Source organism: Pseudomonas sp. PDM17, assembly GCF_014851985.1.
In the GTDB taxonomy this organism is placed as follows: Bacteria; Pseudomonadota; Gammaproteobacteria; order Pseudomonadales; family Pseudomonadaceae; genus Pseudomonas.
The window spans coordinates 905,830-931,213 of the sequence record NZ_JACVAT010000001.1 but is presented as its reverse complement, the minus strand read 5'-3'; the positions used below and the strand labels follow the sequence as shown (position 1 = coordinate 931,213).

23 protein-coding genes are annotated in these 25,384 nt (G+C 64.1%); 6 read left to right on the top strand and 17 right to left on the bottom strand.

Annotated features, from left to right (window positions below; genetic code table 11):
- Positions 1–69: 69 nt before the first annotated feature.
- On the bottom strand, positions 70–1,227 hold the full coding sequence (locus tag IB256_RS04510; RefSeq protein WP_138215099.1) for a flagellin: 1,158 nt from the start codon (positions 1,225–1,227) through the stop codon (positions 70–72).
- Positions 1,228–1,451: 224 nt separating this feature from the next.
- On the opposite strand from IB256_RS04510, the gene IB256_RS04505 reads away from it, so the two are divergent.
- Together IB256_RS04505 and IB256_RS04500 are read left to right on the top strand one after the other, a co-directional pair.
- Positions 1,452–3,083: a tetratricopeptide repeat protein gene (locus IB256_RS04505; RefSeq protein WP_192401457.1), complete on the top strand. Its 1,632-nt coding sequence runs from the start codon at positions 1,452–1,454 to the stop codon at positions 3,081–3,083.
- Between the two features lie 56 nt (positions 3,084–3,139).
- Positions 3,140–4,720, top strand: coding sequence for a class I SAM-dependent methyltransferase (locus IB256_RS04500; RefSeq protein WP_138215101.1), 1,581 nt, complete (start codon positions 3,140–3,142; stop codon positions 4,718–4,720).
- A gap of 239 nt (positions 4,721–4,959) precedes the next feature.
- On the opposite strand, the gene IB256_RS04495 is transcribed toward IB256_RS04500, so the two are convergent.
- The 14 genes from IB256_RS04495 to IB256_RS04430 form a co-directional block, all read right to left on the bottom strand.
- A complete protein-coding gene (locus tag IB256_RS04495) occupies positions 4,960–5,610 on the bottom strand; it encodes a hypothetical protein (RefSeq protein ID WP_192291031.1) in 651 nt (216 codons plus the stop codon).
- Between the two features lie 50 nt (positions 5,611–5,660).
- A complete protein-coding gene (locus IB256_RS04490; protein ID WP_225601595.1) occupies positions 5,661–7,256 on the bottom strand; it encodes a flagellar hook-associated protein 3 in 1,596 nt (531 codons plus the stop codon).
- 10 nt (positions 7,257–7,266) lie between these two features.
- A complete protein-coding gene (gene flgK, locus IB256_RS04485; protein WP_192401455.1) occupies positions 7,267–9,264 on the bottom strand; it encodes a flagellar hook-associated protein FlgK in 1,998 nt (665 codons plus the stop codon).
- A 34-nt stretch (positions 9,265–9,298) separates the two neighbouring features.
- Positions 9,299–10,537, bottom strand: a complete 1,239-nt coding sequence (gene flgJ / locus IB256_RS04480) for a flagellar assembly peptidoglycan hydrolase FlgJ (RefSeq protein WP_192291035.1) — start codon at positions 10,535–10,537, stop codon at positions 9,299–9,301.
- Between the two features lie 10 nt (positions 10,538–10,547).
- Positions 10,548–11,699 (bottom strand): flagellar basal body P-ring protein FlgI, encoded by a 1,152-nt coding sequence (locus IB256_RS04475; protein ID WP_225601594.1) that lies wholly within the window; start codon positions 11,697–11,699, stop codon positions 10,548–10,550.
- 5 nt (positions 11,700–11,704) lie between these two features.
- Entirely contained in the window at positions 11,705–12,397 is a 693-nt protein-coding gene (gene flgH / locus IB256_RS04470; RefSeq protein ID WP_138215105.1) for a flagellar basal body L-ring protein FlgH, read from the bottom strand.
- A 181-nt stretch (positions 12,398–12,578) separates the two neighbouring features.
- On the bottom strand, positions 12,579–13,364 hold the full coding sequence (gene flgG / locus IB256_RS04465; RefSeq protein WP_138215106.1) for a flagellar basal-body rod protein FlgG: 786 nt from the start codon (positions 13,362–13,364) through the stop codon (positions 12,579–12,581).
- Positions 13,365–13,420: 56 nt separating this feature from the next.
- Positions 13,421–14,164 carry a flagellar basal-body rod protein FlgF gene (flgF, locus tag IB256_RS04460; protein ID WP_045212145.1) on the bottom strand — a complete coding sequence of 248 codons (744 nt, stop codon included), beginning with the start codon at positions 14,162–14,164 and terminating at the stop codon, positions 13,421–13,423.
- A gap of 188 nt (positions 14,165–14,352) precedes the next feature.
- Positions 14,353–15,660, bottom strand: a complete 1,308-nt coding sequence (flgE, locus tag IB256_RS04455; protein ID WP_081519257.1) for a flagellar hook protein FlgE — start codon at positions 15,658–15,660, stop codon at positions 14,353–14,355.
- 27 nt (positions 15,661–15,687) lie between these two features.
- Complete coding sequence (flgD, locus tag IB256_RS04450) at positions 15,688–16,389, bottom strand: flagellar hook assembly protein FlgD (RefSeq protein WP_192401453.1); 702 nt, start codon at positions 16,387–16,389, stop codon at positions 15,688–15,690.
- Between the two features lie 16 nt (positions 16,390–16,405).
- Positions 16,406–16,849 carry a flagellar basal body rod protein FlgC gene (gene flgC, locus IB256_RS04445; protein ID WP_045212156.1) on the bottom strand — a complete coding sequence of 148 codons (444 nt, stop codon included), beginning with the start codon at positions 16,847–16,849 and terminating at the stop codon, positions 16,406–16,408.
- A 5-nt stretch (positions 16,850–16,854) separates the two neighbouring features.
- Positions 16,855–17,262 (bottom strand): flagellar basal body rod protein FlgB, encoded by a 408-nt coding sequence (gene flgB / locus IB256_RS04440; protein WP_081519255.1) that lies wholly within the window; start codon positions 17,260–17,262, stop codon positions 16,855–16,857.
- Positions 17,263–17,816: 554 nt separating this feature from the next.
- Positions 17,817–18,638: a protein-glutamate O-methyltransferase CheR gene (gene cheR, locus IB256_RS04435; protein ID WP_138212790.1), complete on the bottom strand. Its 822-nt coding sequence runs from the start codon at positions 18,636–18,638 to the stop codon at positions 17,817–17,819.
- Positions 18,639–18,760: 122 nt separating this feature from the next.
- On the bottom strand, positions 18,761–19,699 hold the full coding sequence (locus IB256_RS04430) for a chemotaxis protein CheV (RefSeq protein ID WP_151187854.1): 939 nt from the start codon (positions 19,697–19,699) through the stop codon (positions 18,761–18,763).
- Positions 19,700–19,835: 136 nt separating this feature from the next.
- Here IB256_RS04430 and flgA point away from each other — a divergent pair, with 136 nt between their 5' ends.
- The 4 genes from flgA (at position 19,836) to IB256_RS04410 (ending at position 22,333) form a co-directional block, all read left to right on the top strand.
- Positions 19,836–20,525, top strand: coding sequence for a flagellar basal body P-ring formation chaperone FlgA (flgA, locus tag IB256_RS04425; protein WP_192292478.1), 690 nt, complete (start codon positions 19,836–19,838; stop codon positions 20,523–20,525).
- 141 nt (positions 20,526–20,666) lie between these two features.
- The gene (flgM, locus tag IB256_RS04420) at positions 20,667–20,981 is read left to right on the top strand and encodes a flagellar biosynthesis anti-sigma factor FlgM (RefSeq protein WP_045212162.1); all 315 of its coding nucleotides are present in this window, start codon (positions 20,667–20,669) and stop codon (positions 20,979–20,981) included.
- A gap of 43 nt (positions 20,982–21,024) precedes the next feature.
- Positions 21,025–21,486, top strand: coding sequence for a flagella synthesis protein FlgN (locus IB256_RS04415; protein WP_192291039.1), 462 nt, complete (start codon positions 21,025–21,027; stop codon positions 21,484–21,486).
- 97 nt (positions 21,487–21,583) lie between these two features.
- A complete protein-coding gene (locus IB256_RS04410; RefSeq protein WP_192291041.1) occupies positions 21,584–22,333 on the top strand; it encodes a flagellar brake protein in 750 nt (249 codons plus the stop codon).
- 43 nt (positions 22,334–22,376) lie between these two features.
- On the opposite strand, the gene IB256_RS04405 is transcribed toward IB256_RS04410, so the two are convergent.
- Positions 22,377–23,729, bottom strand: a complete 1,353-nt coding sequence (locus IB256_RS04405) for an MFS transporter (RefSeq protein ID WP_192401451.1) — start codon at positions 23,727–23,729, stop codon at positions 22,377–22,379.
- 270 nt (positions 23,730–23,999) lie between these two features.
- The gene (locus IB256_RS04400) at positions 24,000–25,238 is read right to left on the bottom strand and encodes a glutamine synthetase family protein (RefSeq protein ID WP_192292480.1); all 1,239 of its coding nucleotides are present in this window, start codon (positions 25,236–25,238) and stop codon (positions 24,000–24,002) included.
- Positions 25,239–25,384 lie beyond the last annotated feature (146 nt).

The following is a 25,384-nucleotide window of genomic DNA, read 5'->3' as shown; positions in this document are numbered from 1 at the left end:
CCCTCCACACGCAAAGCAAGAAAGGGCGCTGGGCGCCCTTCCTTCCGTTTATAGCCTTTCGGCAATCCCTTACTGGAGCAGCTTCAGGACAGCGGACGGCAGCTGGTTGGCCTGGGCCAGTACCGCGGTGGCGGCCTGTTGCAGGGTCTGCTGCTTGGTCATCTGCGCCGTTTCTGCGGCGAAGTCTACGTCCTGGATGGTGCTGCGTGCAGCGGTGGCATTCTCGGAGACGTTCTGCAGGTTGGAGATGGTGCTGTCCAGACGGTTCTGGATGGCGCCCAGTGCGGAACGCTGGGTGTCGATCTGCTTCAGCGCCGCATCGATCACCTGAGTGGCCTTCTGCGAATTGGTGGCATCGGAGATGTCCAGCTTGTCGACGCTGCTGTAGGAGGTGACGGCAGTCGCGGCAGCCAGGCCCAGGGTGGTGGCGATGTCGTTGCTGGCTGCGCCAGTGGTGACGTCGATGTCCTTGCCGGAGGTCAGGATCAGCTTGCCGGAAGCGTTGACGTTGGCCGACACGCCGGTGATGTTGGTGTTGATCGCGGCGGCGATGTCGTTGGCGCTGGCGCCCTTGGCGATGTTCACGGTGGTGCCGTTGATGGTCAGCGAGCTCGCAGTCGCCACGGTGCCGCCACTGCCGTTGGTGTCAGCAGTGATCGCAGCAGTACCGGTTTCGGTGGCCAGGACCGAGGTGCCTTTCAGAGCCGAGGCGCTCATGTCGCCCAGGGTGAAGCTCACGGTTTCGTTGGCGTTGGCGCCGACCTGGAAGGTCAGGGTACCGGTGCCGCCGGCGGTGCCGTCGAGCAGCTTGATGCCGGAGGTGCCGCCACCGAAGGTGGTGGTCTGGGAGATACGGGTCAGTTCAGCGGTCAGCGACTTGAACTCCTGGTTCAGCGACGCCTGGTCTTCGGTGCTGTTGGAGCCGTTGGCGGACTGCAGGGACAGTTCACGCATACGCTGCAGGATGTTGGTGGACTCCTGCAGGGCGCCTTCGGCGGCCTGGGCGATGGAGTTGGCGTCCTGGGCGTTCTTCACAGCCACGTCGAGGCCTTTGACCTGGCTGGTCAGACGGTTGGAGATCTGCGAGCCGGCGGCGTCGTCCTTGGCGCTGTTGATACGCAGGCCGGTGGACAGACGGGTCATCGAAGTGGTCAGGGAGTTGGAGGCCTTGGTCAGGTTCTTTTGAACCGACAGCGAGGCGATGTTGGTATTAACGGTAAGAGCCATGACGAATTCCTCGTATTAGGGCTAGGTGGCCTCTCCTTGCCGCTATCAGATCCGAAATGGCGTGGAGAACCTTCGTTAGGGTTATCGTCGTCTTCGTCAATCGCTTTAGCCCTTTTTTCAAATTTCTTTTCATTCCCTCGAAATTCCGCGGCTGGCCCCGTTCTTGCTGGTAGCTCCCACGACGTCAAATTTGCGCCACCACACGCTACAGGCCCCGTCTCACTATGCACAACGCAACTCGCCAGAAACTCCAGCGTATCGTCGATGCCCTGAGGATTGCCGAGGACCGGCACGACATTCCCCGGCAGATCGCACTCTATGAAGAGCTGGTTCAGGAGAAGCCCGATCTCCCCCTGGGCCAGGCTCAGCTCGGCGTCCTCTACTGGGACTGTGGTGATCAACAGCGCGCATCCGGCCATTTCGAAAAAGCGCTGACGTATCCGCAGAACGACCACATAGACAGCCTGCTGTTCGGGCGCATGGCCAAGTCCCCCCTGTACACCGGTGATGTGGATCGTGCGAAGGCCTGGTATGACGCCAAGCCGAATTTCTGGCGCCTGCGCCTGTATTTCGAGAACCTCAATCGGGCCGAGCGCTTCGAGGACGCCGAGCACCTCCTGCTCGGCCTGCTCGCCGGGGCGCTGCCCAAGGACGGCCAGTTGCTGGCACTGCACATGATGGCGCAGGTCTACCTCTATACCGGCCGCACTCACGACAGCGTCGCCGCCTGCCAGGCGGGCCTGGAACTCGACCCCACCTGCGAACCGCTGATGTTCAACCTCGCGGTCGCCCAGGAAATGCTCGGCCGCTACCGCGAAGCCTTCCATGACTACAGCCGCGTGCTGAAGCTGGACCCGACCAACGACGAAACCCATAACAACCTGTCGCACCTGATGCTGCGCCTGGGCGAATTCGAAAGCGGCTGGCGCCATTACGAGTGGCGCTGGGGCACGGCGCTGAAGGACCAGCATGTGGACTTCCCCCTGCCCCGCTGGCAGGGCGAAGCGCTGGCGGGCCGCTCGCTGCTGGTGTGGCGTGAACAGGGTATCGGCGACCAGATCATGTTCTCCAGCATGCTGCCTTCGCTCATCCAGCGCGGCGGCAAGCTCAAGTACGAAGTGGAAACCCGCCTGGTCCCCCTGCTCCAGCGCAGCTTCCCCGACGTCGAACTGATCCAGCGCAGCCGCGTTCCAGTGCAGGAGAACGGCCGCGAGGTCATCAAGCTCGGCTGGCCAGCGACCGATTTCCAGATCCCCATGGGCAGCCTGGGCCTGCAGCTGCGCCCGTCCCTCGCGCACTTCCCCGACCAGGTCAGTTTCCTGCGGGCCGACCCGCAACGCAGCGAGCAGCTGCGCGCGGAGTATCAACGACTGTTCCCCGGCAAGCGCCTGGTTGGCGTTTCCTGGCGCGGCGGCAACAGCATCGGCAACCAGAAACAGAACCGGCGTATCCGCATGACTGAACTGGCGGCGCTGAAGGACCTGCCCGGCATCCAGCTGATCAACCTGCAATATGGCGACACCGCCAGGGACCGCGAGGAAGCCGCTTCGCTCGACCTGCACATCCATGACGATGCCAGCATCGACCCGCTGATCGATCTCGACGCCCAGGCGGCGCAGATCGCCGCGCTGGACCTGGTGATCAGCGTCGACAACACCACTGTCCACCTGGCCGGCGCACTGGGCACGCCCACCGTCGTCCTGCTGCAGATCAACCCGAACTGGCGCTGGGGTCTGAATGAAGGCCCCAGCTACTGGTATCCCAGTGTCCACCTGATTCGCAACCGTGAAGTCGGCCAGTGGAGCGGCGCCCTCGAGCGCGCCATACAACACCTGCAGACCAACGGCATGGTCTGAGCGACCGCCCCTCACTCTTTCCCGAACTGCCCGATACCGCGCCTGCGGAGGAACTCATGTCCACTAGCTACGAACAACGCTTTGCCCATGCCCAGCAACTGCAGAGCAGCGGGCAAGCCGCGGCCAGCATCGATGCCTACCGCGACCTGCTCCAGGAGTACCCCGACGAGCTGCCACTGCGCCTGACCCTGGCTGTGGCCCTGACTGAGCAGCGCGGCAGCGGTGACGAAGCCGCCGAGCACTTGCGCCTGGTGCTGCAGGCGGTTCCGGACAATGCTGCGGTGAACAGCCTGCTGGGCCGCCTGCTGGTACGCGACGGCAAGCACGACGAGGCCCATGAGTTCCTGCTCCAGGCCATCCAGCTGCAGCCGGAGGATCATGACGTACGCAATACCCTGGCGACGCTGGCGCTCTACCAGGGCCACCTCGAAGAGGCCTATCACTGGCTGGCCAGCCTTTCCACCTACCAGGCCAACGCCGATACCGCCGACCTGCTCACGCAGCTCGAGCTGCTGCAGGGCAAGCGCGCGCCGCAGTCCACCAGCCTGTTCGGCCGGGCTCGCGTTTTCGCCCGTTCCAGCCGCTCGGCAGACGGCCCGCCCGGCGCCAAGGCGATCATGGAGCAGAACCCGAGCCAGCGCGAAAGCCTGCTCAATGTCACCGGCTGGCAGACCATCGAGGCCGGCACCCTGAACCTGCAGGCGCTGTTCAACCCGCTGGAGATGGTGCGCAAGATCGCTCCGCTGTTCTTCGAGTCGGGCAGCGGCATCGTCTACGCCCCGCCCTATCAGCAGGTGCCCTACATCCGCATGGGCTACTGGTACTACCAGGGCTACCTGCAGTATCAGGGCCGCCACGCACCAGTGCTGATTCGACGTGCGGCCGTGCCGTCGCAGGCGGACGTACTCGAAGTCTTCGCCGAGCAGAACCTGCGCCAGCAACTGCAACTGGAAGATGGCGCCGAAGTACTGTGCTACCTGCGCAGCCCCGGCAGCGAAGCGGAAGATGACACCTGGCGCGACTGCAAGCTGGGGGTCTATGAAGACTTCTTCTCTCAGTCGCAGGTCTTTGGCGCCAACAAGGAACTGTACCAGGGCCACGAAGGCTGGGATCTGCCGGGCGTACGCCCTACCCTCCTGCGCATGGAGCGCTACGCGCTGGAAAAATGGCTCTCGCCCACCGACCGCGTGCTGGATATCGGCTGCAACATCGGCTGCTTCGGCATCGAAGTGGCGCAGCAGGTCGACAGCTATCTGGGCTTCGACAACAACGACTCGCTGATCCGTATCGCCGACCGCCTGGCGCAGCATCACAAGGTGGAGAACTGCGAGTTCCGCACCTGCACCTATGAAGACCTGCGCGCCAGCGAGCCAGGTCTGTTCGACGTGATCTTCTCCTTCGCCGTACACGTCTGGATCGGCAAGCCGATGCCCGACTACGTTGCCGACCTCAAGAACCTTCTCACCCCGGGCGGCATCGTGGTCATCGAAAGCAACGACATGCGGATGAACGACACTCGTTTCTTCGCCAACATGCGCCACTTCTACGAGCAGGGGTTCTTCCTGCTGTACCAGGGCCAGCTGATCGACGACGGTATCCACCAGCGCGGCTTCTGCGTGTTCAAGCGCCTGGACTGACAGATCTCGGCAACGAAAAAAGCCCGGCTTTTGCCGGGCTTTTTCTTGGGCTCCTCGCAGGAGCGAGCTCATTCGCAGCTACGCCAACCTGCAAGAGCGCGCCATGCGCGCGATCGCGGGCATGGCCTGGCTCCTACAGGGAAAGCGCTTCGGCTGGCTGGACAGGTCTGCCCCTGCCCATTGCGCACGAACAAGAAAGCCTCCGCGCGGGAGGCTTTATCGTGGGCGTCGGTGGCGGCTCAGTTAGCGATGACAAAAGTCTCGCTGGCCTGCCACTGGTCACCGCTCCACTGCGGGAAGGCGGTAGCCTGGCGCCAGCCCGTGGAGCAGATCAGGCAGGTCGTGATACCGGGGAACTCCGGGGTGATGCAGTCGACCATGCCTTTCCACCACATCGGCTGACGCACGGTGATGTGGGCGTTCTCGCCATTGGGAAGCAGCGCCGCCGCCGAGTAGCAGGCGACGTTGAGGATCACCAGCTTGGTCGCGCAGGAATACAGGTCACGCAGCACACTCGGCACATCGGCAACGAAGATGTGCTCCATCACGTCGAAGGACACCACGCAGTCGACCTTCTGGCGCTCGTCGATGCCGCGCGCCGGCTCATAACGATAGGCCGCGTCGAGGTTGAAGTACTGCACCGCGGACTGGCCGTTGTCATCGAATCCGGCAAGATTCCAGTCAGACCCGCCGCAACCGTAGTCGAGGACGCTGCGCACGCCATGGCTCTGCATGATCTCGCGAATCTGCGGACGGAACGGGCGCAATTCGAAATCGCTGAAGGCGACTTCCACGTGCTGCTCGTCGCTGCGCTCATAGCCTTCGCGGGCCATCTGCCCGTACAGCTCAATCAGTTGGCGGCCCTTGGAACTGAAATTGATATCGCCCATGTACGTTTCTTCCGAGGTGGGGCCCGCCGTCGAGCGGCGAGCCGGATGAATCAGAGTTTGTTGAACAGGCTCAGCTGGCTGATCCGCGCGAACGCCGCCTGGGCCGCCTCGAGCATGGTCTGCTGCAGGACCAGCTGCGAGGTCGCCGCGGCCATGTCGGTGTCGCGGATCGACGACTGCGTGGTGGTGTTGGTCAGCGCCAGGCTCTGGTTTTCCTGGTCGAGCACATCGATGGTATTGAGCCGCGCACCAATCGACGACTGGGTCGCCAGCACCTGGTCGCTGGCCTTGTCGAGGTTGGTGATCGCGCTGGCCACCATGTTGCGGATGGTCAGCTGCGCCTGCGGGTTGTTGGCGGTGGAGGTGTCCAGCGCCTTGCGCAGGTCGCCGATGGTATTGAGGATGTTCTGCCGCTCCGGAGAGCTGGCGGTGACGGAGAACTGGTCACCGGTCGCCGGGGCGGCGCTGATGGTCATGTCCACGCCGGCCACGGTCACCGTCTGCGGGAAGGTCGCGCCCACCGTCCCGGTGGACAGCGGCGTCGCGCCCTGGCTGGTGGGCAGCGCGTAGACCTCGTAGGCGGTGGCGCTGGTGAACTTGAGCTGCACGCCACTGCTGGGGAACTGCGTGGTGTAGTTGGTGCTGTTGCTCACTGTCGCGGAGGTGATCTGTGCCGTCGACGTGTTGGTGGCGCTGCGCTTGACCGACAGGGTGTCGGTCGCCGCTCCGAAGCTGAAGCTGTAGCCGCCCACCAGGCTGTCCATGGTGCTGGCGTCATCGGTCTTCTGCAGCGAGACATCGAGCTGGAACTGCGCGCCGCGGAAGTTGATGGCGTTGCTGTCGGTGGAGGTCGCGTCATAGGTGCCATTGGTGGTGGCGTCGCTGGTGACGTCGTTGCCGTCCTTGTCGAGGATCTGGTACTGCGTGCCGCTGAGCACGTTCAGGGTGTAAGGCGCACCGTCGCGGAAGCTCGCGCTGTAGCTGCTGTCACTGGTCACCGTGCCCTGGGACAGGAACGCACGCTGCACACCATCGGCATTGGGGTTGCTGGCCAGGGAACTGGTGGTCCGGCTGGCATTGGCCGCCATCTCGAAGATGCTCCAGCCGTTGTCGTTGGTCGACATCGTCAGGTTGTCGGAGATTTGCAGCTTGAGGGTGCTCTGGTCACCCTGGTAGCTGAAGCTGCCATCGGCGTTCTGCACGAAGGGCTGCACGGTGCTCTTGCTGCCGGAGAACAGGTAGTTGCCGCTGGCGTCCTTGCTGTTCATCAGGGTCAGCAGCTGATTCTGGATCTCGCCCAGTTCATCGCTGACCGCGCCACGGTCCTCGTCGCTCAGTGAGCCGTCGCCGGCGCGCAGCGTCAGTTCGCGGGCGCGCTGCAGGGCAGTGGTGATGGAGTCGAGGACGCTCTGCTCCTGGTTCAGGCTGTTGGTCGCGGACGTCATGTTGCCGCTGTACTGCGTCAGCAGCGCCTGCTGCTGTTCCAGCTGCAGCAGACGCGCAGCGCCGACAGGGTCGTCCGCCGGGGTCTGGATGCGCGTGCCGCTGGAGATCTGCTCCTGCAGCTTGGCCAGGCTGGCATAGCCGCGGTTGTAGTTGTCGATATTCGAATTGAAGATCTGCGGGGTGGAAATTCGCACAACCATTTCAGCCTCCTCAGATGTTGTTGATCAGGGTGTCGAAGAGCGTCTGCGCGGTCTTGATGATCTGCGCGGAGGCCGTGTAGTACTGCTGGAACTTCACCAGGTTGGCCGCCTCTTCATCGAGGTTCACCGCCGACAGCGAGTCGCGACTGCCTTGCGCCTGGGTCAGCACCGCCTCGGTGGCGGTGGCGTCGAGCTTGGCCTGGTTGGCCGTGGCGCCAACGGTCTCGGTCAGGCTGCTGTACGCGCCAGTCAGGCTCATGCCGCTGCCACTGCCCGTGCCGCTGCCGACGGTCTTGGTGGTCTGCAGGTCGATGAGCTTCTGCGCATTGGTGTTGTCGGCATCGCCGTTGCTGTTGAAGGCCACGCCGAAGCTGTCGCCGTCCTCTGGATAACCGGCGATGGTGGTCTGGAAGCTGAACGACGGCGAGCCCGGCACGGTGATGCTGATGTCGTTGCTCTGGCCCGGCACGATGTTGCCGGTGCCCAGCGAGTTACCTGCCGAATCGTAGATCGTGTAGCCCTGGGTGCCGCCACTGGCCGCGTCGAACACCAGCTTCACCGGCAGGCCGGCCTTGATCGAGGCACCCAGCGCGGTGCCGTTGCTGGCATCCAGCTTGCTGGTCAGGGTGGTGCCGCTGATGGTGCCGCTGCCTTTGTTGCCAGTAGTGGTGCTGGCGACCACCGGCGAGGCGAACGCCAGGCGGTTGGAATCGGTCATGGTGACCGAGATGTCCGAAGCCGCGGTGCGGGTCGGGATCACCGTGAAGCGGTCGCCCGCCTGCACGGTACCGACGCTCTGCTGGCTGATGCTGAAGCCGTCGAATTCCTTGGGCGGGTTGTCGGTCAGGTCACCACTGCCCAGCACCGTGCCATCGGAGGAGCGCTTGATGGTGTAGCCGGTGGCTGAAGTGAAGGTCACCTCGTAGTCACTGGTGGTCAGCGCGCTGCTGTCGGTGATGTTGACGTTGAGGTTGCCGGTGCCGGTGTTGTGGGTGTTGGCCAGGCTGCGGTTGCCGATGACGCTGGCGTCGTTGATGTCCTTGAACAGTTCCGCGCCGAAGTTGCCGTTAAGGTCCAGGCCCTGGCCGAGCTGGCTGTTGAAGGTGTCGGCGAGGACGATTGCCATGCGCCCCAGTTCGTTCTGGGTGGTATCCAGCACATCGCTGCGGTAGCGCAGCAGGCCGCCCATCTGGCCACCGGTGACCACCGAGGTGACGTCCATGGTCGAGCTGCCGGAGCTCAGGCTCAGGCTGAATTGCGACGGGTTGTTGGCGCTCGGGCCGGCGGTCAGGGTGGAGGAATTGGCGCCCACCACCAGCGGCTGGCCGGAGCCCAGGTAGAGGTTGAGGCTACTGCCCTGCTTGACCACGCTCACGCCGATCATGTCGGAGAGTTGCAGCACCGCCTGGTCGCGCTTGTCCTGCAGGTCATTGGCGCTGGCGCCGCCGGCCTCGGCTGCGATGATCGCCTGGTTGTACTGGGCGATGGTCTTGGCCAGGTCGGTGACCTGCCCGGCCAGGCTGTCCATCTGGGTGTTGACGTAGCTGTTCTGGGTGCCCAGCTGGGTCGAGATCGAATTGAAGCGCTGCGCCAAGTTCGCGGCCTGGGTCAGTACCAGCTGGCGCGAGGCGGCGTCGGTCGGCGTCGCCGCGGCGGTCTGCAGCGAGGCGAAGAAGTTCTGCATGACCTTGGACAGACCGGTGGTGCTGTCGGACAGCAGCGAATCGATCTGGTTGACCTGGGACAGGTAGGTCTGCGCATCGCTGTCCACCGAGGTGGCGCCGCGCAGCTGGTTGGCCAGGAACTCGCTGTACATCCGGCGGACGTCCTGCACCGTGGTACCGGTGCCGACGTAGTACTGCCCCGCGAACTGCTCCGCGGAGGTCACCTGCGACGTCGTCTGGCGGGTATAGCCGGCCGTGTTGACGTTGGTGATGTTGTTGCCGGTGGTGCTCAGCGCCGCTTGCGAGGCGTTGAGGCCGGACAGTCCGATGGATAAGAGGCTCATGGTCTTTCCTTAGCGCAGTCCTTTGTACAGGGCTTCACAGTGTGCGAGTCGGGGTGTCAGCCATCGCGACGGTCTGGTACACCTGCATCTGCTTGGCGATCTGGTTCACCTTGCGCGCGTACTGCGGGTCGGTGGCGTAGCCGGCGCGCTGCAGTTCCTTCATGAACTGATCCGGACGCGCGGCGGAATCCAGCGCGCCCTGGTAGCGATCGTTGTTCTGCAGGAAGCTGACGTAGTCCTGGAAGCTTTGCTCGAAGGAGTTGTAGGCACGGAACGAAGCCACTTCCTTCACTTGCTTGCCTTGCTCGAATTCGGTGGTGGTGGCGCGGGCGGAGTCACCCTTCCAGCTCGATCCGCTCTTGATGCCGAACAGGTTGTGGCTGCTGCTGCCGTCGCGCTGGGCGATCATCTTCTTGCCCCAGCCGGTTTCCAGCGCGGCCTGGGCCACCAGGTAACGCGGGTCGACACCGATGCGCTTGGCCGCGCGTTCGGCCATGGGCAGCATGGTGCTGATGAAGTCATCGGCCGAGGCGAACATCGACTTGCCCGGCTTGGTGGAGATCGCCGAAGTATCGATATCGGCCACCGGCACGGCGGTGTCGATCTGCTTCGTATAGGCCCGGCTACCGCGCCAGTCGTTGCTGGCCAGCTGCGCCGGCTGGTTGGCGGTGGATGCCACGGAGCTGTCGGCGCCGGGCACCAGGCCTGCCGCGATACGCTGGGCGAGCTTGCCCGGCAGCGCGAGGCGGCGGGCGTTCAGCGCCTGGCGATCATCACGGCCGGCTTCGGGTTGCGGCAAGGCCTTGCCGTTGGCGGCAAACACGCTCGGGGTCTTCTGCCGGTCGGAAGCCGCGGCGGTGGCCGCAGCGCTCTGGGTGCTGTCGGTGGCCGCCTGGCCGGTCTGGGCGAAGGGGTTGTTGCCGGTGTGGCGGACGCCCTGCATCTTCTCCATCTGCTTGACCAGCACGTCGGCCAGGCCGATGCCATGCCCCTGGGTGGCCAGGGACACGGACAGCTGATGGTCGTACATGTCCTGGTACTGCTTGGCCGCTTCGCTGTTCATCGGGTTGTCCTTGGCGAACACCTCGTTGGCCGAGCGCATGGATTTCAGCATCTCGTTCATGAACAGCGATTCGAACTCCTGGGCGACCTTGCGGATGTTCCCCGCGCTGTCGCGGTTCGCGCCGGTCTTCATCGCCGACAGGCGATTGAGGTCGGAGTAGGAACCGGAGTCGGTAGTGGAGGTACCAGCAGAAAGCAGTCGGGCGTCCACGGCGGCGTCCTCAGATCACGATCAGGTCGGCTTGCAGCGCGCCGGCCTGTTTCAGGGCTTCGAGGATCGCCATCAGGTCGCTGGGCGCGGCGCCCACCTGGTTAACGGCGCGTACGATTTCATCCAGCGTGGTGCCGGGGCCGAACTTGAACATCGGCTTGGCTTCCTGGTTGGCGCTCACGTTCGAGCGCGGCACCACGGCGGTCTGGCCGTTGGAGAACGGACCGGGCTGGCTGACGATGGGGTCTTCGGTGATGGTCACGGTCAGGCTGCCGTGGGTCACGGCGGCCGGCGACACGCGCACGTTCTGGCCGATCACGATGGTGCCGGTGCGCGAGTTGATGATGACCTTGGCGACGGCTTCGCCGGACTGCACTTCGAGGTTTTCCAGCACGGACATGTAGTCCACGCGCTGGCTCGGATCCAGCGGCGCGCTGACGCGCACCGAGCCGCCGTCCACGGCCTGGGCGACGCCCGGGCCAAGCAGTTCATTGATGCGGTCGACGATGTGCTTGGCGGTGGTGAAGTCCGGGCGGTTGAGGTTCAGGGTCAGGGTGTTGCCCTGGTCGAAGCCACTCGGCACCGCGCGCTCGACGGTGGCGCCACCGGGGATGCGACCGGCCGAAGGTACGTTGACGGTGATCTTGGAGCCGTCGCGGCCTTCGGCGTCGAAGCCGCCGACCACCAGGTTGCCCTGGGCGATGGCGTAGGTCTGGCCATCGATACCCTTGAGCTGGGTCATCAGCAGGCTGCCGCCGCGCAGGCTCTTGGAGTTGCCGATGGAGGACACGGTGATGTCGATGACCTGACCTGGTTTGGAGAACGGCGGCAGGTCGGCATGGATGGATACCGCCGCGACGTTTTTCAGCTGCACGTTGCCCGTGCCGGCCGGTACCTTGATGCCGAACTGCGCCAGCATGTTGTTGAAGGTCTGCACGGTGAACGGCGTCTGGGTGGTCTGGTCGCCCGTACCGTTGAGGCCGACGACCAGGCCGTAGCCGATCAGCTGGTTGTTGCGCACACCCTGGATGCTGGCGATGTCCTTGAGCCGCTCGGCATGGGCGGCCGGCACGGCGAACAGCGCGCAGAGCAGCAGCGCGCCGCCGAGGCGGAGCGTGCTGAGCAGGCCATGGGATACCTTGCGAACGGCAGTCATCGTCATCAACCTCAGAACGGGAACAGCGGGCTGAGGAAGAAGCGATCGAACCAGCCCGGCTGGCTCGCATCGGCGAACGCACCGGTGCCCGAGTAGGTGATGCGCGCATCGGCCACGCGGGTGGAAGCGACGGTATTGTCGGTGGCGATGTCGTCGGCGCGGATCAGGCCGGCGATGCGCACCAGCTCGTTGCCGGTGTTCAGGGTCATCCACTTTTCGCCACGCACGGCGAGAATGCCGTTGGGCATGACGTCGGCCACGGTGACAGTGATCGAGCCGGTCAGGCTGTTGCTCTGCCCGGCCTGGCTGTCGCCCTTGGCATCGCGCGAGCCGCCGTACTCGGCAGAAAGGCTGAGGTCACCGCCACCCACCGGGTTGTTGGTGGTCAGGCCGCTGCCGAACATCGAGGTCAGCCCCATCTTGGTATTACTGTCCTTGGAGATGTCCGAACTGGCCTTCTTGCTGGCCTGGGTCTTCTCGTTGAGGGTGATGGTGATGATGTCACCCACGCGGAAGGCCTTGCGGTCGCCGTAGAGGTTGTTCTCGAACCCGGCCTGGTAGATCGACCCGTTGTTCTGGGCGGCCGGCGCGGGAGTGCGCGGCAGCACCGGAGCGTAATAGGGATCGTCCGGCTTGGGCGGAGGGCTCACGCACCCTGCCAACGCGGCGATGGCCAGCAGCGGAAGGAGGTGGGAACGGTTCATCTACAGCTACCTCTCGGGGAGAGCGACTACGGGATCACAGGTGGCCCAAGGGCCGGTTTATCCAACGACCGCGCGAGCTAGGTCAGGCAAGGCGAAATCGAATTTGGAAGCGGAGTTGGCTCCAGCCAATGAGCATTCCTAATTCGATTTCAACGCTGCATGGCCGACGCGCAGCCGGTCGTTATAGGTTCTGGGTGACGAAGGAGAGCATTTGGTCGGCGGTGGAGATCACCTTGGAGTTCATCTCGTAAGCGCGCTGGGTGGTGATCATGTTCACCATCTCCTCCACCACGCTGACGTTGGAGTTCTCCAGGGTGTTCTGCAGGGTGGTGCCCAGACCGTTCAGGCCAGGGGTGCCGACCTGGGGCGCGCCGCTGGCGGCGGTTTCCAGGAACAGGTTGTTGCCGGTGGCCTGCAGGCCGGCCGGGTTGATGAAGTCGGCGGTCTGGATATTGCCGATGATCTGCGGCGTGGCATTGCCGGCAACGGTGACCGAGACGGTACCGTCGTTGCCAACGGTGAAGGTCTGGGTTTCCGGCGGCACGATGATGGCCGGCTCCAGGGCATTACCGTTGGAGGTGACGATCTGGCCGTCGGAGTTCAGGTGGAAGCTGCCGTCACGGGTGTAGGCAACAGTGCCGTCCGGGGTCAGTACCTGGAAGAAGCCACGACCGTTGACCGCCATATCCAGCGGGTTGTCGGTGGTCTGCAGGCTGCCGGCGGTGAAGTTCTTCTGGGTGCCGACGATGCGCACACCGGTACCCAGTTGCAGGCCCGAAGGCAGCTGCGTGTCCTGGGTCGAGTTGGCGCCGGGCTGACGCTTGATCTGGTAGAGCAGGTCCTGGAACTCCGCGCGGTCGCGCTTGAAGCCCGTGGTGGACACGTTCGCCAGGTTGTTCGAGATGGTGGTCAGGTTCATGTCCTGGGCGGACAGACCGGTCTTGCTGACCCAAAGTGCCGGAAGCATGTCGTTCTCCTCGGGCGCCGGATTCGTGGCGCCTCGAACGGTTAATCAGGTTCTATTCAGCTGAATTGCAAAACACGCGCCATGGACTGGGAATCTTCTTCGGCGGTTTTCATCATCTTCACGTGCAACTCGAACTGGCGAGACAGCGCCAGGATCGAGGTCATCTCGTCGACAGCGTTGACGTTGCTGGCTTCCAGTACGCCGGACTGCACGCTGGCATTGGCATCAACCTGGGGAGCGGGCTGGCCCGACTTCATGCGGATGAGGCCGTCGCTGCCCTTCTCCAGTTGCTTGGCATCGGGAGTCACGAGCTTGATGCGGTCGACGGTAGCCAGCGCATTGGGGTTGTTGCCCTGACCACGGATGGTGATGGTGCCGTCCTCGCCGATGTCGATCTTTTCTTCCGGAGGAATCGCGATCGGCCCGCCGTTACCCATCACCGGCATACCGTCGCTGGTGCGCAGCTGGCCGAGGGCGTCGATCTCCAGGCTGCCAGTGCGCACGTAGGCTTCGCCGCCATCCGGCGCCTGCACAGCAATCCAGGCATCGCCCTTGGCAGCCACGTCCAGGTCACGGCCGGTTTCCTGCAGGGAGCCGGTGGTGAAGTCGGTCGCCGGGCGCTCGCTCATGGCGAAGACGCGCGCCGGAAAGCTGTCGCCGAACACGGGCATGGCGCGAGCTTGCTCGAAGTCGCGGCGGAAGCCGGTCGTGGAGATGTTCGCCAGGTTGTTGGCGTGAGCCTGCATGGCTTTGGTGTTCTGGCTCGCGCCGCTCATGGCGACATACAGCATTCTGTCCAAGGCATTCCTCCAGTGCCGAGTCGGATTCCCGGCGGTGTTGGAGTGACTTCAGCAAAGGCTGTGCCAGAACTGCAGATCAAATCTCAAGATATTGATATTCAAGGGAATATCAAAAAACAAAGGCTCCCGAAGGAGCCTCGATGGCCGTCAGGCGGCGAAGGACTGCCGCCTGCGGCAAGGGGACGTCATCAACGCAGGTTGATGATGGTGTCGGAGATAGTGCTTTCGGTCTGGACGGTCTTGGCGTTCGCCTGGTAGTTGCGCTGCGCCACGATCAGGTTCACCAGTTGCGCGGTGAGGTCGACGTTGGAGTCTTCCAGGGTTCCCGAGCCGACCGAACCGAGGGTGCCGGAGGTGGGCGTGCCGATCACCGCCTCACCCGAGGCCAGCGACTGCTTCCAGCCAGTGTTGCCCACCGGGGTCAGGCCCTGGGTGTTGGCAAAGTTGGCCAGGATCACCTGGCCGATCACCTTGGACTGGCCGTTGGTGTAGGTGGCGTACATCTGGCCGTCCTCGGCGAACGACAGGCCGGACATCTGACCGGTCGCGTAGCCATCCTGGGTCACTGCCGTCACGGCGAAGGAGCCGTTGGTCTGGGTGGTCTTGGTCAGGTCGATGCTGATGCCGCCAGTGGTACCTGCCGCGCCGTTGGCTCCCCAGGTCACCGGGTTGGTGGTGGAGTCGGTGACGGCCGCCGGCGTCCAGCCGGTCAGGGTCATGGTGTTGTCGGCGTTGACGGTCATGCCGGTGGAAGTGATGCCCGTCAGCTGGCCGGCGCTGTTGAAGGTGATGTCGCTGCTCAGCGGCGTGGTGCTGGTCGGGGTCTGCGGGTTACGCCCATCCACCAGGGTGTACATGCTCCAGTTGTTGGCACTGTCCTTGACGAAGTAGTTCGTCATGGTGTGCGAGTTGCCCTGGGAGTCGTAGATGTCCACGGAGGTCGACCAGTTGTAGCTGTCCGAATCGGTGGCATCGAACGGCGTGGTAGTCGGCGTGGTGGCGTTGGAGTTCAGGCTCAGGGTCGAAGTGATCTTCGAGGTCGGGCTCGGCGGCTGGTTGGCGGTGTCGACCTTCAGGTCGGTGATCACACCATTGACGATGTTGCCGTTGCCATTGACGCCATAACCCTGCAGGCGATTGCCCGAGCCATCGACGATGTAGCCGCTGGCGTCGGTGTTGAAGGTGCCGTTGCGGGTGTAGACGCGGCTGCCGTTGTCGCTGGTCATGAAGAAACCGTTGCCGCTCACCGCCAGGTCCAGGCTGCGACCGGTGGTGCTCAGGTTGCCCTGGGTGAACTGCTGCGAGACGGCCTGGGTGACCACGCCGTTACCCACGGCGATGCGGCCGGTGCCGAGCATCGAGGAGGCGTAGAGGTCGGCGAACTCGGTACGCGAGGATTTGAAGCCGGTGGTGCCGACGTTGGCAATGTTGTTGCCGGTGACGTTCAGGTCCATCGACGCGGCGTTGAGTCCACTCAGGGCGGTATTGAAAGACATGTGTTGCTCCTGTGCCGAAACGCGGCGTTATTTTCCGATGGTCTGAATGCTGGAGGCGGAAACGGCGCCGATGCCAGCCAGGTTCAGGGACATTTCCCCGCCGTTCTGGCCCAGCGTGACGCTGTTGACCGTGGCCGGCAGGTAGGTGGTCAGGGCGGTACTGGTACCATCCAGGCTGGCGCTGGCCTTGACGGTGTAGGTGCCGGCGGCCACCAGTTCGCCGCTGTCGTCCTTGCCGTCCCACTTGAAGTCGATGTTGCCGGCCTTCTGGCTGCCCATGTCGACGGTGCGGATCAGGTCGCCCGAGTCGTCGTAGATCTTCAGGGTCACGCCATCACCGCCGGACGGCATCACCAGGGTGCCGTTGACGCCGGCGCTCGGGTCATCGACCTGCACCTTGCTGGAGTTGACGATCACCGAGCGGCCGACCAACGAGGAGGCCTGCAGGGCCTGCGACGACTGGAACGACGAATAGAAGGTGCCCAGGGTGGTATCCAGGTTCTGCATGCTCTCCAGGCTGCTGAACTGCGCCAGCTGGGAGACGAACTCGGTGTTGTCCTGCGGGTCCAGCGGGTTCTGGTTGTTCAGCTGGGTGACCAGCAGCTGCAGGAAGGAATCCTTGCCCAGCGCGCTGGTGCCAGTCTCGGCCGTCGACGACGAGCTCTTGGACCCGGCGTTCAGTGACGACAGGATCGAACTCGAAGCGCTGTTATCGGTATTGATGCTCATGCGGCGTCCTCTGCGCTTACTGACCCAGGGTCAGGACCTTCTGCATCATCTGCTTGGCGGTGTTCATCATTTCCGCGTTGCTCTGGAAAGAACGACTGGCGGAGATCATGTCGGCCATCTCCTCCACCACGTTGACGTTGGGGTAGTAGACGTAGCCGTCCTTGTCGGCGGCCGGATGGTTCGGCTCGTAGCGCGGCACCAGCGGGCTCTGGTCCTCGACCACGCCCAGCACCTGCACGCCGGAACCGGCCTGGTCGGTCTCGCCGAACAGCGAACCCTGGTCGCCGCCCTGGGCGTTCTGCAGCATGGTGGAGAACACCGGGTGACGGGCGCGGTAGGTCTGGTCGATGCTCGAGGAGACGCTCTCGGCGTTGGCGATGTTCGACGCGGTGGTGTTCAGACGGGTGGTCTGGGCACTCATGCCGGTACCGGCGATGTTGAAGACACTGGCGAGCGACATGGCGATTACTCCCCGCGCAGGGCGTTCATCAGCCCTTTGAATTTGCTGTTGAGGAAGGTGAACGAGGCCTGGAACTGCACGGAGTTTTCCGCGTAGTTGGCTTGCTCGATCTGTTCGTCGACGGTGTTCTGGTCGACCGAAGGCTGATTCGGGATGCGGTACTTCACCGACTCGTCACCCATGCCGAAACCATCGGCGGCAATGTGATGCGAATTGGTCAGGGTCGCGCTGAAGGTGCCGTTCTTCAGCTTGTCCGACTGGGCTGCCAGCACCGAGGCGAAATCCAGGTCGCGCGCCTTGTAGTTGGGCGTGTCGGCGTTGGCCAGGTTATTGGCCAGGACTTCAGCGCGCTGGGAGCGGAAGTTCAGCGCTTGCTGGTGGATGCCGAGGGCTTTGTCGAAGCTGATGCTCATGGTCACGAACCTGTTTGCCGGTGTGGGCTTGCCAACACTTCAGCAAGGTGCGTGCCATATTTTCATTCCCTTGATAATCAAGGGCTTGAGAGAATACGAGCAGCGGCAAGGGGCGGCAAACAGCGGCAAAGCGGCAACCGCTTTCCTTGCCGCCGGGGGCAAGGCGGCAAGCTTGCCGCTGCGCTTTGCCGCCCTCTTGCGCCGTTGCCATTGCCGTTTAGGTTGCCACGCTCAGCCTGCTCGCGAACGGACTGGCAACGTCGGCCCTGCCGACGGATCGCGGGCACTGCCCGCTCCTACAGGGAAGGTCATTGCCACCCGATCGCGAACGGCACTCTGCCGCCCCGGCGAACGCATACTCAGGATGGCGCGGAGCGCAGCGATACCCATCGATTCCGCGGCACCGACAGCATGGGTATCGCAAGCTCCACCCATCCCACGGCCGTGCTCCGCCGCGAATTCGACGCACGCAGAAATGCAGATCGCGGACAAAGTCCGCGATCAGGTGAATGCCGTAGCAAGAACCCCGCCCGAACAGGCGGGGCGTCGGCCGATCACTTGGCCTTGTAGATGATCCCCGGGCTGCACTGGACCATCTGGTAGTGGTCCGGCAGCGCGTTGAGCGCTTCGGAGGCGCCGAGGAACAGGTAGCCACCAGGCTTGAGCGTGGCATGGATGCGCAGGAGAATGTCGCGCTTCACTTCGGCCGAGAAATAGATCAGCACGTTGCGGCAGAACACCATGTCGAACTTGCCCAACGTGGCGTAGCTGTCCAGCAGGTTCAGCGCGCGGAACTCCACGCGGCTCTTGATCGGTGGCTTGACCGTCCAGCGCCCCGGCGTCTTCTGGTCGAAGTAGCGCGCCAGGCGCTCCTGCGACAGGCCACGGCCGATGGCCAGGCTGTCGTACTCGCCGGCCTTGCAGGCTGTGAGCATGGAGCCGGACAGGTCGGTGGCGACGATCTGCACGCCCGCCTTCAGCTGGCCGAGGTTGGTGCGCTCGAACTCGTCGATGGACATCGACAGCGAGTATGGCTCCTGCCCCGAGGAACAGGCCGCCGACCAGATGCGCAGGCGCTGGCCGGGCGAGGCCTTGATCATCTCCGGCAGCACGCGGTTCTTCAGCACCTCGAAGGGGTAGGTATCGCGAAACCACAGGGTCTCGTTGGTGGTCATGGCGTCGACCACCTGCTCGCGCAGCTGGCTGCGCATCTGGATCTTCTGAACCAGCTCGCCCAGGGACTTGATGCCCTGCTGCTCCATCAACTTGTTCAAGCGGCTGGAGACCAGGTACTGCTTGTTGGCGCCCAGGAGGATGCCGCAGGTCTTCTCCAGGAAATCCCGGAACAGCTCGAATTCAGAATTGGTGGATGTCACAGATAAGCCTCTTTGCTCGTGGACGGCTGCCGGCAAAACGACGGCAACTGCCTGACCGGTGCTCAAAAAACCATAGACGATGCGGGCGGCACCGGCGCCACCCGCATCGCGTCACGCCGGCATCAGGCCGATGCGCCATCCACTGCCTTGATGCGGTCCGACACACGGGCCGCCAGGTCATCGGGACGGAACTTGGCGAGGAAGTCGTCAGCGCCGACCTTCTTCACCATCGCCTGGTTGAACACCCCGGACAACGAAGTATGCAGGAGAATGTGCAGATCCTGCATGCGCGGGTCGTGACGGATTTCCGCCGTGAGCGTGTAGCCATCCATTTCCGGCATCTCGATATCCGAGATCACCATCAGCAGATCGCTGCCCGGATGCCCGCCGGCCTCCACCATCTGGTGCAGGTAATCCAGCGCCTGGCGGCCGTCGTTGAGCGCCAGCACTTCCACGCCGACAGTCTCCAGGCAACGCACCAGCTGCTTGCGCGCCACGGACGAGTCGTCCACCACCAGCACGCGCTTGCTCACCGCTCGGGCCTGGGTCTCGGCATCCAGCACGCCTTCGGAGATGTCCTCCGAGGTCGGCGCCACTTCGGCGAGGATCTTCTCCACGTCGATGATTTCCACCAGTTGGTTGTCGACCCGCGTCACCGCCGTCAGGTAGTGGTCGCGGCCGGTTCCCTTGGGTGGCGGATGGATCGACTCCCAGTTCATGTTGACGATGCGCTCCACCGAATGCACCAGGAAGCCCTGCACCTTGGTGTTGTACTCGGTGATGATCACGAAGCTGTTGGCGATGTCCCGCAGGGCGTGACGCCCCGTGGCCAGCGCCAGGTCGAGGATCGGAATGGTGCCGCCACGGATGTTCGCCACCCCGCGCACCACCTGGCTGGATTTGGGCATCACGGTCAGGCGCGGGCACTGCAGCACCTCCTTCACCTTGAACACGTTGATCCCGTACAGCTGGCTGCCGTTCAAGCGGAACAGCAGCAGTTCGAGACGATTCTGGCCAACCAGCTGCGTACGCTGGTTGACCGAATCCATGACTCCGGCCATTGAGCCTCCTGTGCACGCAACGCCGCCCGACTCACGAAGGCGGCATGACCATTGCTTGGATCGTTGCATGAAACGAGCAACGACATTTTTCCGACAGCTGAGACCCGCGTGCGCCCTGATGGCTGCGCTGCTCGGCATGACGGGTGCGCTGACCCTCTCCCCGGCTGGGGCGGAAGGCTTCACTGCGCCTGAGATCCTTATCGGCTCCACCCAGGGCTTTCTTGAGTTCAAGGTGGAAGATTATCTGCAGACCTCGGGCATAGACGCACGCTACGAGATCGAAGTCGCACGCATCGACCCCCGCCTGCGCCTGGCAGAGTGCGACAAGGACCTGACACAGAAGCTGGAAAGCCCGGCGCAGCCCGTTGGTCGGGTCACTGTGCGGGTGCTCTGCGAGGGCAGTTCCCCCTGGACGGTGTTCGTGCCGGCGACGGTCAGGCTGTTCCGTCAAGTTGTCGTCACCACCCTGCCCCTGCAGCGTAACCATGTCGTCGAGGCCAGTGATATCAGCGTCGTCGAAAGGGACGTCGGCCAACTGAGCCAGGGCTACCTGACCGACCCCAGCCAGGTGGTCGGCATGAAGCTCAAGCGTCCGACGGTCAATGATCAGGTGCTGGCACCGGTGTTCCTCGAACAGGCGGCGGCCGTGCGCAAGGGTGACCAGGTGGTGATCCGCGCCAGGACCAGTGCGATCAACGTGTTCATGCCCGGTGAGGCGCTGTCCGATGGGGTAACCGGCGAGCAGATCCGCGTGCGCAACCTGCGCTCCCAGCGTATCGTCAAGGCTCGCGTGGTCGAGCCGGGGGCGGTGGAAGTCACCCTGTAGCGCTCGGCGCCGGGCTTTTTCTGGCATGATGGACGCAGCCCTCTGCAAAATGTGCTCAGGCGCACGAAAATTCGGCCTAAAGTTTCTCTCAAGACGGCCGAAAAGCTTGGCAAGCGTCCAATACCTCCAGAGGTTTCCACCATGGTCATCGACTTCAACCGGCTGAACCCGGCCTCTACGACAGCCAGCACTGGCCGTAGCAGTGCTGCCCAGAGCGGTCGCAGCGAAGCCGCCGCAGAGAATGCCTCCGTCAACGCCCCGGCCAAGAGCGGCGAGTCGGTACAGCTGAGCGACACCGCGCAGCAACTGCAGAAAGTAAGCGATCAACTGAAGGACCAGCCCGTGGTCGACAACGAGAAAGTGGCCCGCATCAAGGCGGCCATCGCTGACGGCAGCTACCAGGTCGACAGCCAGAAAGTCGCCAGCAAGCTGCTCGATTTCGAATCCCAGCGCTGAGTTCACTCAGCGCCTGGTCAACCGCTAGTACGCCGAGCCCAAGATGTCCGATGCCCTGCTTTCTCTGATCAACGGCGACATCGAAGCAGCCAGCAGCCTGCTGCAGCTGATCGACGATGAGTTCCAGGCGCTGCAAGCACGCGACCTGGACCAGTTGCAGAAGCTGCTCGACAGCAAACTGCCGCTGCTGCATCAGCTCGAGCAGAACGGTCGCATCCGCACCCAGGCACTGCAACAGGCCGGGGTCAGCGCTGACAACGAGGGGCTTGCGCAGATTGCCCAGGCTACCGGCAACGCCGCTCTCACCGCGCGTGCGCAAGAGCTTGGCGCCCTGCTCGAACGTTGCCAGGAAGCCAACCAGCGCAACGGCCGCCTCATCCGTTCCGGCCAGACCAGCACCGAGCGCACGCTCGACATCCTGCGCGGCCAGGAAACTCCGCGACTCTATGATCGCTACGGCGGCTCCACCCAAGGCAACCGCCAGCGCCCGCTCAGCCAGGCCTGAACTCCTCTGGCCTGAAGGCCCGCCCTAGGGCAGAATGCCACTATCCGGCCCTGCCCCGTGCACGACTCATAACAAACACAATGGAGACCCGCGGACCGTGTCCAATCTGTTCGCCGAGGAAAATGGCCCTCAACCACCGAAGGTGTTGAAAGCTCCGGTGGAGATCCACGCCAGCCTGAAAATGCTGATGGACAGTCACGATCCCCTGGTAATCACCTTCGAAGGGCGCAGCCAGCGCTTCCAGAGCTTCGTCGTCGAGATCAACCGCGAGCGCAACATCGTTGCCCTCGATGAGCTCATCCCCAACGACGGCGAGCGCTTCCTGCAGAATGGCGAGCAATTCCGCATCGAAGCCTTCCACGAAGGCGTGCGCATCGCCTGGGAAAACACCCAGAACGCTTTCTTCTCCGAGATCGACGGTGCCCGCTGCTACTGGCTGCCGGTGCCGGCCGAGATGCTCTACCACCAGCGCCGCAACGCCTTCCGCGCCCCCGTGGGCCAGGGCCAGCCGGTGGCCGTGGAGATCGGCGGCAGCAAGCTGAAGTCGCCGCTCAAGGGCAGCCTGATCGACATTTCCGCCACTGGCTGCAAGATTCGCCTGGAAGGCAACGCCGCCGAGCGCCTGCAGCCCGGCCAGGTCTATGAAGAGTTCACCGCGCGTCTGCCCTTCGGCGCCCTGACCATGGAAGTCGAACTGCGCCATGTGCATTTCGAGGAGAAGGTCGGCTACAGCTTCGCCGGCATGCGCTTCCACCAGATGAGCGGCCTGGCGCAGCGCAACATCGAACGCTTCGTCTACCAGTTGCAACGCGAAGCCCGGCGCTTCGAGAAGGACGAGCTGTTCTAGTTCGTCCCGGGCGGCAAGCACTTGCCGCCCTTCCCCTGCCGCCTCACGCGGGCCGGCTTTCTTCCTCGGCTTCCGCTTCTGCTTCCACTTCCGGCTCGGCTGCCGGCGCGCTGCCGTCGTTGCCCTTCATCTGCTCCTCCACGGCCGCTTCGTCGACCCGCGGGTCGAGGGCGGCGGACAGTGGCGAGGACGCCAGGCTGTCCGGCGTGGCAACGTGCTTGACCGGGGCCTCGTCGACCCGGTGTACACCACTGACCTTCTCCGGCTGCACGCGCCAGATGAGGATCAGCGAGCAGGCGCAGACGAAGGCGTAGAGCATGTTGGCGCCGAACAGCTTCATCAGCGCACCGGCCGCCAGCGGGCCGATACAGGCGCCGACACCGAAGGTCACCAACAGCATCGCAGTCAGGGAAACGCGGCGCTCACCTTCGACGTGATCGTTGGAGAAGGCCACGGCCAGCGGATACAGAGTGAACTGCACCAGGCAGACGATGAAGCCCATCGGCAGCAGCCACGCCAACGAAATCGGCGGCACCGGCAGCAACGGCAGCGCCGCCAGCGGCAAGGCCACTATCAACAGCAGGATCGCGGCATTACGGATCAGCACGGCGCGGTCGATGCGGTCCGACAGCCAGCCCAGCGGCCACTGCACCAGCAGGCCGGCGAAGATGCAGCCGCCCATGAACAGACCGATCTCCTCGTTACTCAGACCCTGGCGCACCGCATAGAGCGGCGCCAGGCCGTAGAACGAACCGACCACCAGCCCGGACACCAGTACCGTGGTCAACGACTGCGGCACACGCTGGATGAAGAAGCGCGGCTCCAGCGGCGCCGGGCGTAGCGGTGCGGGGTGGACCTTGTGGGTGATCGCCACCGGGATCAGCGACAGCGCAAAGCACAGCGCGATCATCATCGGCAGCTCCGGGCCCAGCCCCGGATGCACCACCAGCACCAGCTGGCCGAGTACCAGGCCCAGGTAGGACGCGACCATGTAGCCGGCGAACACGGCACCGCGCTGGAGCGCCTCGGCCTGCTCGTTGAGCCAGCTTTCGATGACCATGTACTGGCACATCATCCCCAGGCCGATGGCGACCCGCAGCAACAGCCAGAAGCCCAGCCAGGGCAACAGGCCGATACCCAGCACCGCGGCGGTCACCAACCCGCCACAGGCGACATAGGCGCGGATATGACCGACGCGGGCGATCAGCCGGTGGCCGATCTTGCCGCCCAGCACCAGGCCAAGGTAGTAGGCGGCCATCATGGCGCCGATCCACAGCCCGTCGACCTTCTCCGCACCCAGGCGCAGGGCGAGGTAGGTACTGAGCAGACCGGAACCGGTCAGGAGCATGACGGCGGCGAAGTACAGAGCGCGGAAGGCAGTGACGATCCGAAGCATTGGACCTCCTGGTCCAGGACAACCCCGGCACAACGTCCGGGCAGCGGAAAGCGGGACTTGCGCACACACCTTAGAGCTTGCCAATCGGCGCGTCGAGAGGGCTGCCGGGCCCGGAATAGCGCGTGTCGCGCATGGTCATGCGAGGCGTTTCGAAGGATGTCGGCGGGATGAACGAGGATGGCTTGAAGATCGCCAGAAGATGGCTGCCGATCACAGCTGCACCGGGTTTCGGCGCAGCTGTGTCAGCGACTTCAAATCAGATCATGCGCCTCAGGCTTGCGCTGCGAGAACGCGGCGCTCCCACGGGGTGATTTCGTCGAAGAAGCTGGTCAGCTCCATGGACTTGGTCGCGCTGTAGCCGTCGATGAACTCGTTGCCGAACACCTCGCGGGCCAGCTCGCTACGCTGCAGGCGCTGCAGTGCGTCGTACATCGTGCAGGGCAGCAGCAACTCCGGCGGCACCTCGAACTCACCCTGGATCGGCGCGGTGGGCTCCAGTGCGCGCTCGATGCCGTGCAGACCGGCAGCCAGGCTCGCGGCGATGGCCAGGTAGGGGTTGGCGTCGGCACCGGGCAGGCGGTTCTCCACGCGACGGGCCACCGGCGCGCTGGCCGGAATGCGCAGGCCGGCAGCGCGGTTGTCATGGGACCAGCACGCGTTGTTCGGCGAAGCGTACGGGTGGCACAGGCGCTGGAAGGAGTTCACGTTCGGCGCGAACAGCAGGGTGAAGTCCGACAGGCACGCCTGCAGGCCACCGATGAAGTGGCGGAACTCCGGCGTGGCCTCGCCCTGGGCGTCGCTGAAGATATTGCGGCCCTCGCCGTCGACGATGCTCTGGTGAATGTGCATCGAACTGCCCGGCGTGTGCGCCAGCGGCTTGGCCATGCATACCACGATCAGCCCGTGCTTGAGCGCGACTTCCTTGAGCAGGTGCTTGAACAGGAAGGTCTGGTCGGCCAGCAGTACCGGGTCGCCATGCAGGAAGTTGATCTCGAACTGGGTGGTGCCCATCTCGTGCATGAAGGTGTCGCGTTCGAGCCCCACCGCTGCCATGCAGCGGTAGACGTCCTGGAAGAACGGGCGCAGGCCGTTGTTGGACGACACGCTGAAGGCCGAGTGACCGATCTCGCGGCGACCGTCCAGTCCGACCGGCGCCTGGAAGGCTTCCAGCGGATCGGGGTTGGGGGCGAACACGAAGAACTCCAGCTCGGTCGCCACCACCGGGCTCCAGCCGCGTTCGGCGTAGCGCGCGACGACCTGCTTGAGCAGGCCGCGGGTGGACAGGCCGGAGGGCTTGCCATCGAGCTCCAGCGCATCGCAGATGGCAAAGGCGCGGGGTTCGTCGCTCCAGGGCAGGCGGTGAATCTGGGTCGGCTCGGCGATCAGGGCGAGGTCGCCGTCGTCGCTGCCGTAGAACTTCGCGGCCGGGTAGCCGCCCATGATGCATTGCAGCAGGACGCCGCGCGCCAGTTGCAGCCGGCGCCCGGTGAGAAAGCCCTCGCCGGTCATCACCTTGCCACGCGGCACCCCGTTGAGGTCGGGGGTGACGCACTCGATCTCTTCCACTCCGGCCAGACGCTCGGCGAGTGGGATTCCTGGATCGTTACTCATGACTTCTTATCCTTGTTCTTTTGTCCCTGTCACAGGACGCCGCG

Excerpts from the sequence above, each read along its gene's own strand:
- IB256_RS04510 (WP_138215099.1), bottom strand. The coding sequence starts at position 1,227 with ATGGCTCTTACCGTTAATACCAACATCGCCTCGCTGTCGGTTCAAAAG.
- IB256_RS04505 (WP_192401457.1), top strand. The coding sequence starts at position 1,452 with ATGCACAACGCAACTCGCCAGAAACTCCAGCGTATCGTCGATGCCCTG.
- IB256_RS04500 (WP_138215101.1), top strand. The coding sequence starts at position 3,140 with ATGTCCACTAGCTACGAACAACGCTTTGCCCATGCCCAGCAACTGCAG.
- IB256_RS04495 (WP_192291031.1), bottom strand. The coding sequence starts at position 5,610 with ATGGGCGATATCAATTTCAGTTCCAAGGGCCGCCAACTGATTGAGCTG.
- IB256_RS04490 (WP_225601595.1), bottom strand. The coding sequence starts at position 7,256 with ATGGTTGTGCGAATTTCCACCCCGCAGATCTTCAATTCGAATATCGAC.
- flgK (WP_192401455.1), bottom strand. The coding sequence starts at position 9,264 with ATGAGCCTCTTATCCATCGGACTGTCCGGCCTCAACGCCTCGCAAGCG.
- IB256_RS04475 (WP_225601594.1), bottom strand. The coding sequence starts at position 11,699 with ATGACGATGACTGCCGTTCGCAAGGTATCCCATGGCCTGCTCAGCACG.
- flgH (WP_138215105.1), bottom strand. The coding sequence starts at position 12,397 with ATGAACCGTTCCCACCTCCTTCCGCTGCTGGCCATCGCCGCGTTGGCA.
- flgG (WP_138215106.1), bottom strand. The coding sequence starts at position 13,364 with ATGCTTCCGGCACTTTGGGTCAGCAAGACCGGTCTGTCCGCCCAGGAC.
- flgE (WP_081519257.1), bottom strand. The coding sequence starts at position 15,660 with ATGTCTTTCAATACCGCCCTGAGTGGACTCAACGCCGCGTCGATGGAC.
- flgD (WP_192401453.1), bottom strand. The coding sequence starts at position 16,389 with ATGAGCATCAATACCGATAACAGCGCTTCGAGTTCGATCCTGTCGTCA.
- flgC (WP_045212156.1), bottom strand. The coding sequence starts at position 16,849 with ATGTCGCTCGCCAGTGTCTTCAACATCGCCGGTACCGGCATGAGTGCC.
- flgB (WP_081519255.1), bottom strand. The coding sequence starts at position 17,262 with ATGAGCATCAGCTTCGACAAAGCCCTCGGCATCCACCAGCAAGCGCTG.
- IB256_RS04430 (WP_151187854.1), bottom strand. The coding sequence starts at position 19,699 with ATGGCCGGAGTCATGGATTCGGTCAACCAGCGTACGCAGCTGGTTGGC.
- flgA (WP_192292478.1), top strand. The coding sequence starts at position 19,836 with ATGACGGGTGCGCTGACCCTCTCCCCGGCTGGGGCGGAAGGCTTCACT.
- flgM (WP_045212162.1), top strand. The coding sequence starts at position 20,667 with ATGGTCATCGACTTCAACCGGCTGAACCCGGCCTCTACGACAGCCAGC.
- IB256_RS04415 (WP_192291039.1), top strand. The coding sequence starts at position 21,025 with ATGTCCGATGCCCTGCTTTCTCTGATCAACGGCGACATCGAAGCAGCC.
- IB256_RS04405 (WP_192401451.1), bottom strand. The coding sequence starts at position 23,729 with ATGCTTCGGATCGTCACTGCCTTCCGCGCTCTGTACTTCGCCGCCGTC.
- IB256_RS04400 (WP_192292480.1), bottom strand. The coding sequence starts at position 25,238 with ATGACCGGCGAGGGCTTTCTCACCGGGCGCCGGCTGCAACTGGCGCGC.